This window comes from Paenibacillus thermotolerans, assembly GCF_028745515.1.
Taxonomy (GTDB): domain Bacteria; phylum Bacillota; class Bacilli; order Paenibacillales; family YIM-B00363; genus Paenibacillus_AE; species Paenibacillus_AE thermotolerans.
In genome coordinates, this window is sequence record NZ_JAQZSG010000001.1 from 128,766 (window position 1) to 145,279 (window position 16,514).

General features: G+C 56.3%; 16 protein-coding genes and 1 tRNA gene. 4 read left to right on the top strand and 13 right to left on the bottom strand.

The genetic code is table 11. The features are described 5' to 3' along the window. Positions 1 to 20: 20 nt before the first annotated feature. The 11 genes from PT964_RS00605 to PT964_RS00655 all read right to left on the bottom strand — a co-directional run bounded on the left by PT964_RS00605 (position 21) and on the right by PT964_RS00655 (position 12,548). Positions 21 to 407, bottom strand: a complete 387-nt coding sequence (locus PT964_RS00605) for a globin domain-containing protein (protein ID WP_274361362.1) — start codon at positions 405 to 407, stop codon at positions 21 to 23. Further along, a complete protein-coding gene (gene serS / locus PT964_RS00610; protein ID WP_274361363.1) occupies positions 404 to 1,678 on the bottom strand; it encodes a serine--tRNA ligase in 1,275 nt (424 codons plus the stop codon). The genes PT964_RS00605 and serS overlap by 4 nt, the downstream gene beginning before the upstream one ends. 279 nt (positions 1,679 to 1,957) lie before the next feature. After that, a complete protein-coding gene (gene hrpB, locus PT964_RS00615) occupies positions 1,958 to 4,465 on the bottom strand; it encodes an ATP-dependent helicase HrpB (RefSeq protein ID WP_274361364.1) in 2,508 nt (835 codons plus the stop codon). Next, on the bottom strand, positions 4,462 to 5,337 hold the full coding sequence (gene rarD, locus PT964_RS00620; RefSeq protein WP_274361365.1) for an EamA family transporter RarD: 876 nt from the start codon (positions 5,335 to 5,337) through the stop codon (positions 4,462 to 4,464). Before rarD ends, hrpB begins: the two co-directional genes overlap by 4 nt. Before the next feature lie 167 nt (positions 5,338 to 5,504). Next, positions 5,505 to 6,476 (bottom strand): alcohol dehydrogenase catalytic domain-containing protein, encoded by a 972-nt coding sequence (locus PT964_RS00625; RefSeq protein WP_274361366.1) that lies wholly within the window; start codon positions 6,474 to 6,476, stop codon positions 5,505 to 5,507. 180 nt (positions 6,477 to 6,656) lie between these two features. Next, positions 6,657 to 7,796, bottom strand: a complete 1,140-nt coding sequence (locus PT964_RS00630) for a glycosyltransferase family 4 protein (protein WP_274361367.1) — start codon at positions 7,794 to 7,796, stop codon at positions 6,657 to 6,659. Between the two features lie 19 nt (positions 7,797 to 7,815). After that, positions 7,816 to 8,868 carry a YheC/YheD family endospore coat-associated protein gene (locus PT964_RS00635; RefSeq protein WP_274361368.1) on the bottom strand — a complete coding sequence of 351 codons (1,053 nt, stop codon included), beginning with the start codon at positions 8,866 to 8,868 and terminating at the stop codon, positions 7,816 to 7,818. Positions 8,869 to 9,097: 229 nt separating this feature from the next. Next, positions 9,098 to 9,412, bottom strand: coding sequence for a pyrimidine/purine nucleoside phosphorylase (gene ppnP, locus PT964_RS00640; RefSeq protein ID WP_274361369.1), 315 nt, complete (start codon positions 9,410 to 9,412; stop codon positions 9,098 to 9,100). Positions 9,413 to 9,513: 101 nt separating this feature from the next. After that, entirely contained in the window at positions 9,514 to 10,686 is a 1,173-nt protein-coding gene (locus tag PT964_RS00645; protein ID WP_274361370.1) for an acyl-CoA dehydrogenase family protein, read from the bottom strand. Between the two features lie 377 nt (positions 10,687 to 11,063). Next, complete coding sequence (tlp, locus tag PT964_RS00650; RefSeq protein ID WP_274361371.1) at positions 11,064 to 11,285, bottom strand: small acid-soluble spore protein Tlp; 222 nt, start codon at positions 11,283 to 11,285, stop codon at positions 11,064 to 11,066. A 96-nt stretch (positions 11,286 to 11,381) separates the two neighbouring features. Beyond that, entirely contained in the window at positions 11,382 to 12,548 is a 1,167-nt protein-coding gene (locus PT964_RS00655; RefSeq protein WP_274361372.1) for an alpha-hydroxy-acid oxidizing protein, read from the bottom strand. A gap of 162 nt (positions 12,549 to 12,710) precedes the next feature. Here PT964_RS00655 and PT964_RS00660 point away from each other — a divergent pair. Together PT964_RS00660 and gluQRS are read left to right on the top strand one after the other, a co-directional pair. Then, positions 12,711 to 12,787: transfer RNA gene (locus tag PT964_RS00660), tRNA-Asp, on the top strand. A 97-nt stretch (positions 12,788 to 12,884) separates the two neighbouring features. Beyond that, positions 12,885 to 13,847 (top strand): tRNA glutamyl-Q(34) synthetase GluQRS, encoded by a 963-nt coding sequence (gluQRS, locus tag PT964_RS00665; protein ID WP_274361373.1) that lies wholly within the window; start codon positions 12,885 to 12,887, stop codon positions 13,845 to 13,847. Between the two features lie 13 nt (positions 13,848 to 13,860). On the opposite strand, the gene PT964_RS00670 is transcribed toward gluQRS, so the two are convergent. Together PT964_RS00670 and PT964_RS00675 are read right to left on the bottom strand one after the other, a co-directional pair. Further along, positions 13,861 to 14,682, bottom strand: a complete 822-nt coding sequence (locus PT964_RS00670; RefSeq protein WP_425262650.1) for an MBL fold metallo-hydrolase — start codon at positions 14,680 to 14,682, stop codon at positions 13,861 to 13,863. 38 nt (positions 14,683 to 14,720) lie between these two features. Then, positions 14,721 to 15,692 (bottom strand): C40 family peptidase, encoded by a 972-nt coding sequence (locus tag PT964_RS00675; protein ID WP_274361375.1) that lies wholly within the window; start codon positions 15,690 to 15,692, stop codon positions 14,721 to 14,723. A gap of 135 nt (positions 15,693 to 15,827) precedes the next feature. On the opposite strand from PT964_RS00675, the gene PT964_RS00680 reads away from it, so the two are divergent. Together PT964_RS00680 and PT964_RS00685 are read left to right on the top strand one after the other, a co-directional pair. Then, positions 15,828 to 16,214 carry a DUF1540 domain-containing protein gene (locus PT964_RS00680; protein WP_274361376.1) on the top strand — a complete coding sequence of 129 codons (387 nt, stop codon included), beginning with the start codon at positions 15,828 to 15,830 and terminating at the stop codon, positions 16,212 to 16,214. A 3-nt stretch (positions 16,215 to 16,217) separates the two neighbouring features. Then, the gene (locus PT964_RS00685; RefSeq protein ID WP_274361377.1) at positions 16,218 to 16,472 is read left to right on the top strand and encodes a hypothetical protein; all 255 of its coding nucleotides are present in this window, start codon (positions 16,218 to 16,220) and stop codon (positions 16,470 to 16,472) included. Positions 16,473 to 16,514 lie beyond the last annotated feature (42 nt).

Genomic DNA, 16,514 nt, shown 5'->3' on the forward strand with positions numbered 1-16,514 from the left:
ATTGGCGGAGAGCCCGTGTTTTAGTTTTCCGGCGCTTCGGAATTGATCATATGGTGCGCCGTCAGAGTCAATCGATGGATGACGAATTCCCGCAGCTCGCCGGCAACCCCCGCTTCGTCCAACGCCTCTTTCATGCAGCTCAGCCATGCCTCCGCACGGCGGGGCGTAATTTCGAACGGCAAATGCCGGTAACGGAGCATCGGATGGCCAAATTCCTCCGAGTACAGCATCGGTCCTCCGAAAAACTGGGTCAGAAACATTTTTTGCTTGCGCGCGGTTTCTTGAATGTCTTTACCGGCAAACAGCGGCGCCAAATCCGGATTTTTCACCACTCGCGGATAAAATGCCTCCACGAGCCGAGTCAACGTTTCATCCCCGCCAAGCTGCTCATAAATCGTTTCGCTCATGAAATGATTTCAGCCCCCATCATATATTTCTGCAACGCCTTCGGAATTCGCACGCTGCCGTCCTGCCGCTGATGAATTTCCAGCAGCGGAATCAAGATGCGCGGCGACGCGACTGCCGTATTGTTTAACGTATAGCAATAGCGCAAAGCGCCGGTCTCGTCGCGGTACCGGATGTTCGACCGTCTCGCTTGAAAATCAAGAAGGCTGGACGACGAATGGGTTTCCCCATAGCCGCCCCGGCTCGGCATCCATGTTTCGATGTCGTACTGCTTATGATTTTTTTGGGACATGTCCCCGGTGCAAACCGCCACGACCCGATACGGCAGCTCAAGCAGTTCCAGCAGCTCCTCCGCATTGCGGGTAATTTCGGCATGCAGCTCCTCCGCAATCGCCGGGTCGGCTTTGCAAATGATTACTTGTTCTACTTTAGCGAACTGATGAACGCGATACAAGCCTTGCACGTCACGGCCGGCGGAACCGACTTCCTTGCGGAAGCAGTTCGATACGGCGGCGAGACGGATTGGCGCGCCAACGTCCACGATTTCGTTGCCGTAATATGCGATCAACGATGCCTCGGACGTGCCGACAAGCCATTTGTCCTCCCCGTGGACGGCATACGTTTGCTCCACGCCGGTCGGAAAGAAGCCGGAATTGACGAGCGTATCCTTGCCGACCATGAGCGGCACGTCCATCGCCGTATAGCCGCGTTCGCACAGGAGATCGATCGCAAGCTGCTGCACCGCCCGATGCAGGTGCAGCCCCATTCCGGTAAGCACATAGTTTCTCGATCCTGCGATTTTGACGCCCCGTTCGAGATCGAGCAGCCGCAAAGACGTGCCTAACGCGATATGGTCCTTCGGCTCAAAATCGAATGCCGGCAGCCTCCCCGCCGTTCTCAGCTGCACATTGTCTTTGTCGGACGCGCCGATTGGCGTATCGGCGGACACCGGGTTCGGAACGAGCAGCATTAGCTGCTCAAACTCCCGCTCTACGGCTTGAAGCCGTGCCTCAAGCTCGGCCAGCTTCTCTTTAACGGCGACGGCTTGCTTCTTCTTGCCTTCGGCTTCCCCGTTCCTGCCTTCACGCAGCAGTGCGGGAATGTCCTCGGACAGCCGGTTTCGCAGCGCCCTCAGCGGTTCAACCTCACGCACCAGCTGCCTCCGCTTGTCGTCCGTTTCGAGTAGCCGCTCGACGGAAAACCCGATTCCCTTCCACTTCGCCGTTCGCTCGTACAGCTCCGGGTTACTGCGAATTTGCCCGATGTCAATCATGGATATGCACTCCTCGCGAAAAAATAATAAAACCGCTCTTCATCCCATTGGGACGAGGAGCGGTTCGCTCGCGGTGCCACCCAAGTTGACAGCCGGCTCGTTGCGCGGGTGTCCTCTTATCGCTTGCTGTAACGGGCGATTCCCGTCCGACTTAGGAAGGCTCATCTTGCATGCAGCTCATCTTCGTTCACCGGCGCCTCCGAGTTGGATGCTCTTCATCGGCATTGTAGTTGCACAACATTATACGTCAAACATTGCCAAGTTGCAAGCAACTGTTGCTTACGTTCGCGGTTTGACGCGGTTCGTCGCTTGTGCGACGTTCGGGTCGTCCGGCCAATAATGCTTCGGATACCTGCCCTTTAAGTCCTTCTTCACCTCGAAGTATGCGTCGCGCCAGAAGCTGGACAGATCGCGCGTCACCTGCACCGGCCTTTGCGCCGGCGAAAGAAGATGCATCACGATCGGCACGCGGCCGCCCGCGATAAGCGGCGTTTGTTGCAGGCCGAACACTTCCTGCAAGCGGACCGACAGCGATGGCGACGCCGGGTCGCTGTAATCGATCGGAATACGGGAGCCGCTCGGGACGGTAATGTGCGTCGGCGCCCAATCGTCAAGCATTCGGCGTTGTTCCCAAGGCAGCAGCGATAGCAGCGCCTCCGTCACGTTCAGCCGCTGCAGATCGGCGCGGCTCTTCATGCCGCCGATGTACGGAGCGAGCCAATCGGTTAGCGAGGCGGTAAGCGCCTCGTCCGACGCATCCGGCCAATCGCTATCGATGCGGTGCAAAAACACGATGCGCTCTTGAAGCTGCTTGGCCTGCTTTGTCCAAGGGAGTATTTGCAGCCCCTCCTGCACGATGCCGTCAAGCAATGCGGCGGCAGTAAGCTCGGGATCGGGATGCGGCAGCGGCGCCTCCGACAGCACAAGCGCGTCCAAACATTTGCGCTTCCGCGCTCTGACGCTTTGCGTTTGCCTGTCCCAGCTCAGCTCCTGCCGCTCGACGATCCGATCGACATGGTGCTCCTCCAGCTGCTCCATCGTGATCGGAGCGGCAAGCGCAATGCGGCCGTCCGTCCCGGCATCGTCCAGCTCGGCCGCGACGACGTACGGCAGCTGTGATAGCGGCTGGTCAGGCCCGAATGCCGCTCCGCGTCCCCCGCTCAGCAAATATTTGCCGTTCGGGCGGCGCGCCGCGATTCGGTCGGGATACGCGAACGACAGCAGCACTCCGGCCATGTCCGCGTCGCGTTCGCCGCCGGCTCCGGCTGCGCCGCATTCCCGCTGCAGCTGCTGCGCCTCCAGCCGAACACGGCGGACGGCGGCTTCGTTAGGCTCGAGGCCGGCAGAGCGGGTTGCAGCCCGCAGCGCGCGGAGCCTTAGCCGCACGTCGGCATCGGGTTGCCCGGCACCGCCGCCGCGCAGGATGTCGCGCTCGCCAAGCAGCGCCGCTAGCTCGCACGCCGCCGCCCCGAGGCCGATCGGCATGGCGCGAAGCACCATGCCGGAGAGGCGCGGGTGCAGCGGCAGCTCCGCCATGCGGCGCCCGAGCGGCGTAAGCGCCTCCGCGGCGTCGAGCGCGCCGAGACGCTGCAGCAGCTCGCGGGCTTGCGCGAACGCGGCTGCGGGCGGCGGATCGAGCCACCGCAGCTCCCCCGGGTCCGCAACGCCCCAAGCCGCCAGCTGCAAGGCTAGCGGGGCGAGGTCGGATTCGGCGATTTCGGGCGTGCCCTGTGCGGGCAGCAGCGTCTCCTCCTGCTCCGTCCACAGCCGGTAGCAAACGCCCGGGCCGAGCCGGCCGGCACGGCCTCGCCTCTGGTCCGCCGACGCGCGGGAGACGGGCACCGTTTCGAGCCGGGTCATGCCGGTGCGCGGCGAAAATTTCGGCACCCGCATTAGCCCGCTGTCCACAACGATGCGCACGCCCTCGACCGTCAAGCTCGATTCCGCGATGGAGGTCGCAAGCACGACCTTGCGCTTGCCGCCCTCCGCCGGGGATACGGCGCGATCCTGCTCCTCCGGCGTTAAGCCGCCGTGCAGCGGCGCAATATGTACCGGCAAAGAGCGGCATGCTTCCCGCAGCCGCTCTTCCGTGCGCCGAATTTCCCCGGTTCCGGGGAGAAATACGAGAACATCGCCTTCAGCATGCGCTGCGAGCGCATCCGTCACTGCTCTCGCGACTCTATCTTCGATCCGGTCTCTGCTTTGCTGACGTACCGCATAACGGGTTTCCACCGGAAATTGTCTGCCCTCGCTCGCAATGATCGGCGCATCCCCCAACAGCTCGGCCACCGGCCTTGCATTCAGCGTTGCCGACATAACGAGGATGCGCAGATCTTCGCGAAGCAGCGACTGGGCTTGCAGGCCGAACGCCAGAGAGACGTCCGCATGTATGTTGCGCTCATGAAACTCATCGAAAATAAGCAAGCCGACATTCTCGAGCGCAGGATCCGTTTGAATCATTCTCGTCAGTACGCCCTCGGTCACGACTTCAATTTTCGTTCGCGCGCTTACCTTCGTGTCGAGCCGTACGCGATAACCGACGCGTTCCCCCGCCGCTTCGCCGATCGACGCGGCCATATACCGGGCCGCCATACGGGCTGCCAACCGCCTCGGCTCAAGCATGACGATTTTTTTGCCCTGCAGCCAAGGCTCATCCAGCAGCGCCAGCGGAACGCGCGTCGTCTTCCCTGCCCCGGGGGCCGCCGTCAGAACGGCATTCGCGTGCGTTCGCAGCGCTACTTTAAGCGCGGGAATGGCCGTTTCGATCGGGAGGGCCGTACGGCTCATTGAGCAGCCTCCTGCTTCTGTATCGCTCGAATCCGGAATGAAGAGGCGGTATACAGCAAAAGAGCGCCCCAAATGCACGCAAAGCTGACCACGTGAACGGAACTGAACGGCTCATGATATAGAGCGATTCCGAGAATCAATGAGATCGTGGGGGCTGCATACTGAAATAACCCGACGGTCGATAGCGGAAGCCGTTTCGCCGCTTCGGCGAACCATAACAAAGGCAAGGCCGTTGCAGCCCCGGCAAGCAGCAGCGGGAGAGAAGCCGCGCTTTCGAATGGGGCGCCGAAGCCGCCGGCATATGCCAAATATCCGATTGCAACCGGGAGCGGGATGATCGTCTCCCAGCTTAAGCCGAGCAGCGGGTCCACGTTCGTCTTCTTCTTTGCGAGTCCGTACAGACCGAAGGAGAACGCTAGCGTTAAAGCGATCCAAGGGAATTTCCCGTACGACACCGTCAACACGACGACACCAGCCGCCGCCAGCGCAAGCGCCGTCCATTGGAGCTTGGACGGCCGTTCCCTCAAGAAGAATACACCGAGAAGGACGCTGATCAACGGATTAATATAATATCCTAAGCTGGCTTCCACGATATGCCCGCTGTTTACCGATATAATATAAACGAGCCAGTTGATGCTGATCAGAAGCGCCGATAGGGCCGCAGCGCCGAACACCGCCCATGATGCGAAAAGCCGTTTCCATTCATGCAGTCTCTTTTTCGCCGCAAGCAAGCCCGCAACAAACACGACCGACCATATAATCCGGTGGGCGAGAATCGCTTCCGCCGGCAGACCGTCGAACAATTTCCAAAACAAAGGGAGCAGTCCCCATGCTATATAAGCGAACAGCGCGTAAATAACTCCTGTTGACAAGTTTCTCATCTCCGTATGATTACTGATAAACGTAACGGCCAAAAAGCCGACTTTTATCAATTTTACGCCGTTGCCTAGTAAAGTCAACAGGAAATCCGAGCATGAAAAACCCGCTTCCGGATCGCTTTCCGTCAGCGGGCGTGCGGAACCCGTTATTCCATTGTTGTTCAATCGATCCGAACGACGGCTTTTATAAAACCGGGCGGCTTCGTAAGAAGCGCCTCATACGCTTTGTCCACCTCGTGCAGCCCGAATACGTGCGTCACCATGCTCTTCATATCGAACAAGCCCGCCTCAATGAGCTTCAAACCGTGCTGCATTTGCTTCATATGTACGTCGTTGCGGCGCTCGTGCGCGTTGATGACCGTAATGGCTTTCCAATTCCACAGCTCCATATTGACGCTTCGCAGCCCTCCGTTGCCTTGATGGTAGCCGACGACGGACAACGACCCGTGCACCGCCGTCATTTCGCCTGCCAGCTGCAATCCGCCCTGCGAGCCGGTCGCTTCCACCGTCACGGCAATTCCCCGGTCCATCTGGTTCCATTCGGTAACCTTATAATCCGGCGGAACGCTATCGGGGGTATACGTTTCGACGGCACCGTAAGTACGTGCATGCTCCAACCCTTCTTCCCGGACGTCGACGACGATCGTGCGTCCCGCCCCCTTCAACTTCATCAACTGCAAAAACCCAAGTCCCATAAACCCGGCCCCGACAATCGCCACATCGTCTCCGAGAGCTACCGGCGTTCGTTGCGCCCCGCTCATTAAGCACGACAAGGGCTCTCCAAGCGATTCATATTCGTGGAGCGAATCGGGCACCTTGACGATATTCCGATAGTCCGCCTTCGTATATTCGGCAAACGCATGCTGGACAAGCCCGGTTACACGGTCTCCCTTTTGGAATCCATGTACGCGGGAGCCCGTCTTTTCGATAATGCCGACAGGCTCGTGGCCAAAAATCAAACGCTCGGTTTCCTTCGCTTCCAACCAAGTGCTTCCCGACAGCCACGGATGCAGCTCGGACGCGCAAACGCCGCATGCAATGACGCGGATCAGCACCTCCTCGTCCCCGATCTGCGGTATCGCTACGTCACGAACCTCGCTCTTCCGCTGTCCGACCATGACGCTTGCTTTCATGCGGACTACCTCCTCGATTTTTAAAATGGTAACGTTTTCAAAACTTCTAAAACAATTTTATGCTAAGCCGCTTCACTTTACCATAGCATTATTTAAAGTCCGCCTGTTCGCCCGAGCGGTTCAGCAGCATCCTGCGCCGCTCTTCGCCGCTCCGGGCTCCCGATAGGACCTAAATGTCTTTCAGTTCCTCCATTCGGCATAGCGGCGTTTCAGCTTGCCGACGGTTGAATCCCAGCTTAGCTTTTGCTTCGCGGCGTTTCGCCCGTACTCCGACAGCCGGCCGGCCAGCTCCTTCGATCGCATGATCCTTAAAATCGCCGAGGCAAACGCATCGGGACTTTTGCAATTAGAGACAAGCAACCCGCTTTTTCCATGAGAAATAACCTCCCGAATGCCGCCTTTTCTCGATGCGACGACCGGAACCCCCGAAGCCAAAGCTTCCGCATTGACTGCGGCGAGACCTTCCCGAAATTGCGTCGGGCAGACGAATACATCCCCTAAATGATACATTTCGTGGACCTCCGCGGGCGGAATATATCCCGTGAACGTAATCGGCACGCCGAGTTTTTTCGATAAGAATCGAACCTTCCGAATATAAGGGGTTTGTTGACTTTTTCCCGGCCAAGACGCTCCGACAGCGATCAACCTTGCGCCGGGGGCATGCTTTTTGACCTTGGCGACGGCGGAAACGAGCGTATGAAGCCCTTTCTTCGGTACAATGCGGCCGACATAGAGCACGTTAAACGTCCCTCCTACGCCCCACTTTTGCCGCAGTTGATCTTTGTAGGCTTGCGTTCTGGGCCGGAACTTCTCCGTATCGACTCCCGATTTAGCCGGCTTGAATTTGTGCGCATGCTTCGGATATGTTTGCTTCATCGTTCTCGACAAGAAGGATGAGACCGTAACTACACCGTCCGTCTGATTCAATATTTCATTCGCCTTCCGGTAGGAAAGCCGCGACATGAAGGTGAGGGAATGCAATGACAAAACAATCGTGCTGTTCGGGAACGCTTTTCTAACGTCAGGCACGAACGTCGGCCGGTTCTCGATTTGAACGATATCGAAGTATTGTCCTTTTACTGCGCGCAATGCGGCACGGATATAAGCCTTTCTTCGATTTGCGCCGGAGACGCGCACTATGCGGTAACTGCCTCCCGCCAGTACGGTGGAACGCGGAAGCCGTTTGTGGGTGCGGCTGATCAGTGTTATTCGCTCCGAACGAGCCATGCGGGAAAACACGTTATGCGTACAGCTTTCGACAGACCCCCCCATAATCGGGGGAACAGGCAGCTGCTCGGGAACGATGACCAGTACCTTCACTACGATCAGCCTCTTTCCGTTACCGTTTTCGCAACAAATATCGAGCATATTTCAAAGGATTTTCATAGGATGCAAAATATTCGCGGTTCAAGCCGGCTTCTCTGAACGAGTAGCGTTGATCTCTGAAATTCACCTCTATCAAGTAAGGCGTACCGCGGGACGTAACGCCGACGTCAAGCCCGAGATCCGCAACGCCGGGCAGTTTGCGGCCCAGCAGTCGGGCGATTTGAAGCGATGCGGTTTTAATTTTCCGTTTTACTTCTTGTGAATCCAATCCGGCATGCCTAAAAAGCAACTCGCACCTTCGCACGCGCCCGCCTCTTGCCACATTCGTTACATGACTTCCTTTTTTGGCAACCTTTCCGACCATTCCCGTAACGCCCCATTGGCCGCCTTCGCCCTTTTGCACGCTTACCCTGATGTCATACGGATTCCCTTTATATGTCGCCAAATGTATTTTCTCTTGGATGATGTAACGCTTCCCGCTAGTCATGCGTCTTAATGTTCGGTACAGCGCTCCCTGATCCACGACCTTCGGTTTGCCGCTTCTTCTTTGAATGCTCCAACAGGTTGTTCCCGGTATTTTGCCGATTTTTATAATCCCGACTCCGACTCCGCCGATGTTCGGCTTGATATACAGCTCATTAAAACGGCGTGTCATGTATTTCAATGTTGCGGCGTTGAACACCCTAGTCGACGGAAGATACCAGTCCGCTTCCGTTCGGGCGAGCTTCCGCTGGACCGTATATTTCCCGTATCTTTCGCGATTAAAGACGAGCGCTTTTCTCGCCAAAGCCGATAGCTTCGCTTTATGTGCGGAGGAGGATGGCAGCGACCGGTTGTGGATAACCTTCGGAAGAGAAGCCGACACCTTTTTGTACCCGCTTGATACCGGAACGAATCCAACCGCCCTGCGGGAGGAAAGCCGGATCCCGGACAAGCACATGTAGATCGGCGTCAGCCTAAGACTTCTGGCCGCTGCATTGTATAGGGATATCTGTTCATAGCCGGTCCGGCCTCCAGGGATTCCCCTGAAAGTTGACCGATCGAGCAAAATGCCTACTGTTTTCAAGCGCCCCGTCCTCCTTCATCGCATTCTTGTGTATCATACTCATCCGCCTCGGGGGTTGCATGGGTTATCGTGGAAATCGCGAGCATCCGCCGCGATGAAAATTGAACCGGAGGCGATCGAATGGCCGTAACACAAAAAAAGCATCCCGGACCGTTTAGGTACGGGATGCTTTATGCGGGGCGGCGCTTCGGCCGGGTGCGTTTGCACCAACTTTTGGTGCTAACCCTTTTTACTCCTTATGGTACGAACAGCAGTAATCGACGGTAGTATGCACTTTGAATAGGAAGCTCTCGTTGGCCGGCACAAAGAAAACGCCGCTTCCCTCGATCCGCTTCCAGTCTTCGCCTTTCAGCTTATATTCCGCTGCTCCGGCGAGAATTTCCATTTCTTCCTTCAACGAAGCGGAAAACTCATATTCACCCGGAAGCGCAATGCCTAGCGTTTTTTTCGTTCCGTCCGGAAATAAGACCGTTCGGCTGGTCACTTTGCCGTCATAATAAATGTTTGCATGCTTCAAGACCGTTACATCGGTAAACTGCGACAAGCCGCTCCCATCCTTTCTAAATGTACAAACGTTATATTTGCTCAATGTAACACAAATAGCCGCCTTTATGAAATACAAAACATTGCAGAAAAACGTCCGTTTTAGGAATCCTTCCATTCGGATAATGCGTCCGCAGCCAGCATTTGAATGACGTTGCTGTCCATCGGGGGGTTATGCAGCCCTGCACGGACATCACGATAATACCGTTCCAAAGGCAACGACTTGTTTAGGCTCGTTCCGCCTACGATCCTCATGGCAATATCGACGATTTTAATGGCGCTGTTTGTTACCACGTACTTTGCCAGTCCAAGCTCAGGCTTTAAAGCCGGACGATTGTCCTGCTCCCGATCCCACCGATCGGCCGCCGAGTACAACAAGCTGCGCGCCGTGCGCAGCTCTGCTTCCATCTGCCCGATCTGCTGTTGTACGGCCGGAAGCTCGGCGATCGGCCCCCGCAGGCTGTTCGGGCGATACGCCGCTGCGAATCGAACCGCAAAATCCCGAGCGGCAAATGCAATTCCCATATAGCAGGCGGGTATGTGCAGAAGCCAGCCGCCGGCATCGTCGATCGCCGGTTTCGCTTCCCGGGATATTCGCGCCTGCTCGCCGACCGTAACGCCGTCGAGCACCACATCGTGGCTCCCCGTTGCGCGCATGCCGATCGTATCCCACGTTTCTACGATGGACACGCCGTCCGTTTTGTAGACGAGGAATTCTTCCACCCGCTGCTCCTCCTCGACATAAGCGGTCACACCGAAACGGTCAAGAATCGGTGAAAGCGTGCTGAACGTCTTCCTCCCCGTCAGCACCCAACCGCCGTCCGCCTTCTTCGCCGTCGTTTCCGGCCGGCCGCCGCGGCTCGGACTCCCGGATGCGGCCTCGCTCGCAAACGTGTTGATCATCGCGCCGTCTCGCACGATGTCCCTGCACAACTCGCCGAACAGCTCCTCCGGCCACCTGCCTGTCGTTCGCAAATGCATGATCTGCCCTAAGTGCCAGCCCACGGATAAGGCGGTGGAGCCGTCTCCGTAAGCAAGCCGCTCCTGAAGCATTACCATTTCGTACAGCGATATTTCGTCTCCCCCGAATGCTTTCGGAACGGTAAGCTTCAAATAACCCGCCTCACGCAGGTCGGCAAAATTAGGAAACGGGAACGTCCCTTCCCGGTCATGAACGCCAGCTCTTTCCGCAAACCGAGCCGCCAGCTCCTCGACCTTCCGCGCCCGCTTCATCTCTTCTTCACTTCGGACGTATTGATCGATCAAGCGCTTCATGAGCGTCATCCCCTTTCGAACGCTTGGCGATGGATTATGTAATATATATTAACGTATTGTACCACAGAAATCGTTCAAATCACTTGTTGCGATTTCGAGCGAAATCCCAGCGGAACACAATGTCCGCTATTTCCCGGCATATGGCGGAATCCCCCGAAATAACGGAACAAGATGTCCGCTAATTTGTTGAAAAGTCAAAAAATCGAGAGAAAACACCGTGTTAGCGGACAACGCCTTCCGTTACATCGCCGAATTATGTAAACTAGCCCATTTTAGCGGACATCCCTTTCCGTTAGCTATTGGCAACTGCCGAGCGAAGAAGTAAGTCGATAAAAGAAAACCGGCAAACGGTGTTCCGTCTGCCGGAAAAGTTCAACTTACTTTTGTGCGCGCGCTTCGTCTTTGATTTCTTCCCGGTTTCCTTCTACGCTCTCCAGACGGCGCTCGTTTTTCTCGCGAATGTCGCTTGCCTCTTGCGGAGATATTTCACCCGCATGCTCCTGCAAATAATCTTCCGCCTCATGGAAATTTTCCAGCGTGTTTTGTACGTTGTTCTGCAATTTTTCCACGTTATCCGCGCGATTATCGGGTTTTGCCATGGTCGAATTCTCCTTTTGAGGTAATCGATGGTACGTAAAAAGAATTCCACGAGGAATGCGGTTTTATTCATTTGATAACATATCGATCGGGGCTTGCTACGGCATTTTTTGCAAAAGATTGGCGTCCAGATCCCGGATCCGGCTTTTCCCCGAAACGCCTAACTGGATTTCCGTTTCCGCGTACAATTTCTGAATGACGGCCTCTACTCCCGCTTGTCCCGCGACAGCGAGCGCGTACGCGTAAGGACGCCCGATTAAGACGGCGGCAGCCCCCAGGGCAATCGCTTTTATGACGTCCGCTCCCCGCCGGATGCCGCTGTCGAGCAGAACCGGAACGGCTCCGTCAACGGCTTTAATAATTTCCGGAAGAGCCTCCAACGTTCCGATGGCCCCGTCCAGCTGCCTGCCGCCATGATTCGATACGACAATGCCGTCTACGCCGTGCTGCAACGCTTCTCTTGCATCCTCAGGATGCGTCAGCCCTTTGACGAGAACGGGAAGCCGTGTATTGCTTTTGATAAAGTCAAACTCTTTCCATGTAAAGCACGTATTATTCCCTTCTTCCAGCGCTTTAAGAACCGCATGCTTGAGGTTTTTCTCCGGCGGCTGCTCCAGCATTTCTTTAAATATGGGATCGGTAAAATAATTGCCCATGCCGTGACCTTTAAGGAATGGCAAATACGAATTGTGCAAATCCGTTTCCCGCCATCCTAACATTGTAGAATCGACGGTGACGACAATCGCGGCATAACCCGACTTTTCGGCCCTGCTCAACAAGCTTGCCGTCAGTCGGCGGTCTTTGGGCGGGTATAACTGAAACCACCGTAAGGAATCGCCCGCAGCCTCCGCTACTTCCTCCATCGATTTGGACGACACATTGCTTAGAATGTACGGGATGCCGAATTTAGCGGCCGCTTTCGCGGGAGCCAGCTCCGCGTCGGGATGAAGTATCGAATTCACGCCGATCGGCGCCAATAAGAAAGGACTTCCTACTTTCATCCCAAGAAGCTCGACGCTAAGATCCCGGTGCGAAATATCGGAGCATATGCGAGGGACGATGCGGTACGAATAAAACGCTTCTAAGTTGGCTCGCATCGTATGTCCCGCTCCGGCGCCGCCATGCACATATCCGAATGGTCCCGCGCCAAGCTTGCGCCGCGCCTCCTCCTCCCAATCCTCCACCGATAGGAAGGCGTTTATATTCGTTTCGGCTTCGTAATAATTCATTTGGATTTTTGAGCCTTCTATACGGACCGAACCCATTCTTTCATCCCTTCTTCGGCTGAAGCATAGTGTGCTGTCGTTATGAAAATAGGATGCGCGCTTTTGCAGCAAAACATTTATTTCGCGCTCTTTTTGTTCACACAATGTTCAATTGTGCAAAACTACCCGTATATGGTAAGATACGTCTTGTCCTCAAAACACGGAGCTGTGGTGTAGAGGCCTAACATGCCTGCCTGTCACGCAGGAGACCGCGGGTTCGAATCCCGTCAGCTCCGCCATTTGCATAGAAATCTTAGTCTCGCGGGATCGTTCCTTGCGGGGCTTTTTTGATTTGTCTATGATGGAATGAAAGAAATGATCCGGAGGAAACCCCTTATGATCCGCGGACGCTTTGCCCCGACGCCGTCGGGCTTTATGCATATCGGCAACTTATCCACCGCGCTGCTTGCTTGGCTGCAAGTGCGCAAAGCGGGCGGCCGGTTTGTTCTGCGCATGGAGGACATCGATAAGCCGCGCTCCAAACCTGAGCTGGCGCGGCAAATTATAGAGGATCTGCGCTGGCTCGGACTGGATTGGGATGAAGGTCCCGGCGAGGGCGGCCCTTACGCCCCTTATCTGCAAAGCTTGCGGGAAGCCTATTACGAGGAAGCGTTCCGGAAGCTTCAATATAGCGGTTGGCTGTACCCCTGCTACTGCAGCCGCGCGGACCTCGCCGCACTGGCGACCGCTCCGCACGGACTTCATGCGGAGGGTCCGGTTTACCCGGGAACTTGCAGGGCGTTAACGGACGAGCAGCGACGGTCCCATGAGGCGTTGAAACGCCCCTCGTACCGGTTTGCGCTGCCGGATAAGCCTTTCGTGTTCAAAGACGGAATCGCCGGTACGCAGCGGTTTCCAGCGGGAGCAGGCGGAGATTTCGTCGTCAAACGAGCCGACGCCGTGATCGGCTATCAGCTGGCTGTAGTCGTTGACGATGCGGCCATGCACATAACCGACGTCGTCAGAGGCTCCGATCTGCTCGATTCCACCCCGCGGCAGCTGGCACTCTACGATGCGCTCGGACTACCCGCGCCGCGCTTCGCGCACGTCCCCCTCCTGCTCGGTCCGGACGGCCGCCGATTATCGAAGCGCGACGCCTCGCTTACCGCCGCAGCGATCAGACAACACGGACTCGCAGCGGAAACGGTCGTCGGAATGATCGCGCACGTAATCGGTTGGATCGAGAAGCCCGAGCCGCTGCGTCCTTCCGAGCTCGTCGACAAGTTCAAGCTGGAAACCGTTCCGAACCGGCCGCTTCAGCTCACGGCAAATCATTATGATCTCCTAACGGGGCGATGAAAAGCAGAACGCATCATTTCAGCTGACGTTCGCGGTAAGCGTCCGCATACTTGCCATGCTCCGGCAACGCGACCTGTTCGAACCGGTCGGAGAGCACCTCCAGATGATGCTCCAGCTCGCCGCCGAAAATCGGAAGCCCGTGTCCGGTAACGGCCGCCGCCGGCCGAAGCTCCCGAAGCGCTTGGACGGATGCCTTCGCCGACTTCCAATCGGGCGTAAAATACATCGGCGGCCCGTGAATGCTTTTGTGCTGCGTAATGACATGCAGCGCGGATTCCTGTTTAACGGTCGTGAACGCATCGCCGGCGATCAGCGTCCGGTCCTCTTCCCGGAACAATGAAATATGTCCCGGAGTATGACCGGGGGTCGCGACCCATCTCCACCCGGCAAGCCCAGGAACGGTTCCGTCTTCCGGCAGCGGCTGCGCTCTCTCTCCCAGATCGATCGCGCCGTTCGGATACAGCGGGGAAACGGCGCTCATCATTCCTCCCCCGACGGAAGGATCCGGGGGCAAATAAGCGGCAGAGCCGGTCAAGTACGGGAGCTCTTTCTCATGCGCGTACACGGGAACATCCCACCGCTCCGCAAGCTCCTGCAGTGCGCCGACATGGTCGAAATGCCCGTGCGTCATGACGATGCACGCAGGACGTCCATGGTAAGCCAGGCGCTCCCTTGCCGCCCTCTCGATCGCATTCGCGCTGAATTTCAGCCCCGCATCGACAAGCACCCACTCCCCGTCATCCGCACCGGGCCTGCCGACAAAAACGACGTTTACCATGATCAGCCGCTTCCAAAACACATCGTGCGTCACGTATTCCGCCAGCACGTTCCTCATCCCCTTCTTTGCATGATGAGGTTAGGGTAACCATTCCGTCACTCCGGTATAATTCGCTGCGCTTGTATAAAGCGCTTCTTCCAATTGGCGTCCATATCGGTGACTGTCACGCCGATTCCTTTGCGGTATGTATGCAGCAGCTTGTTATTGCCGGCGTAGATGGCGACATGACCGATCCGGGCGACTCCGGTATTTTTCTCCCGTTTGGGAGTGGTGAAAAACAGCAGATCGCCTTTACGGAGCTCCTCAAACGAAACGGTTTTCCCGACCGCGCTTTGCTGTCTGGAGTTTCGCGGCATGTCCGTTCCATGAAGCTTGTACAAGAAATTTACAAAGGAAGAGCAGTCGAACGTATTCGTTTGCCCAAGCTTGGCATCAAATTCATATTCCGTGCCGAGAAATTTCAATCCGACCGCCATGATCGAGTCGGCCGTCTGCTCCCACTTCGGACGCTGCGCGGCAAGTATATAATCCGTTGAGCCGATGTCCACGAAGCCGATCGTGTTCCCGGCAATTACCCGAATCCAACGTTCCCCGCTCTCTCCCATTACGATGACGCTTGTCCCCGGTTTTACCTCTTTCAACCGTTTTCCGTCTTTATCGGTTTGATCCATGACCCACGTGCTTTGTTTGATTTGAGCGCTTGTCGTAATCGAGGCACTCGGGTATTTGCCCGGCAGGTCGGATACGGGATCCTCTTCGCTTTCCGAATCGACCAGGGTGGCGGTCGAAACCGCTTGATCCCATAGAAGCTTGAAACCTAACGACTCCGCAGCCAAGCGAATCGGTATGTAGGTGGTGCCTTTGTAATTCATGCTGCTGGGCACCCATTCCGTTCCGTTGTAATACGGCTTGTCCGACGACATTACATTTCCGTTAACGGACCATTGGAACGGAACGAGGAGCGTCTCCGCCTTCGGCCAGCTTGTCGAAGCTACCGCGGCCCCGTACCCCAACGAACAGGCGATCATGCCGCCGGCAACCCATCCCGCAATTTTTCGTTTCATCATGAAGTCCCTCCCGTCATTACCAATAACAACGCTGCAAGCCGCCGATAAAGTTGCATTACGGAATACCCATTTAAATAATTGGAAAATGGTTCGGGCAAACTAGTTCGAAATATGTAATGAAAGAAGGGTTGTTCCGTGCCTGGAGTGAAATGCGTGGTCGATACGTGCACCCATTATTTGTACGGCGACCGGTGCGGCGCCAAAAATATCGACATTATGCACGAAGAAGAAACGTCGATGTCGCAGTCCGTTGAACAAACAATGTGCAAAAGCTTCTCCCATGCGAACGGGATTGCGAACTATCTCGGATCCGCCGACAATATGAACTGGGGCGGTACGGCCATGGGCTTGCTCAATCCGAATTACGAGGTGAGCCCGTCGATCTCTTGTACGGTATCCTCCTGCAAATATTGGGGTGAAGGCGCAAAGTGCGTCGCCGAAGCGATCGAAGTAACCGGAATGAACAGCAATGAGTGCCAGGATACAAATTGCCTGACGTTCACCAAGAGAGAAGGGGCGTAACGCATGGAATATAACATGAAAACGAAAGAACTGGACGACGGCGCCGATTATCCGATTGACGTGCTGGCAGGTATGACCGGACTCGGCTTCGATACGATTCGCAAGCTCGAACGCGAAGGAAACATTTCGTTTCGGATGAACGAGCGCGGCGAACAAACAGTGAACGGCAAGCAGTTTTTGGACTGGGCCCGCTCGGTCGGCGGCATCATCGATGTGCAAAAAACGGAATACCCGGTAATGGAAGTCGAAGACCGGTAACGGCGATTCGCCCTGCTGCGGGAAATCATGCAGCCGGGCGTA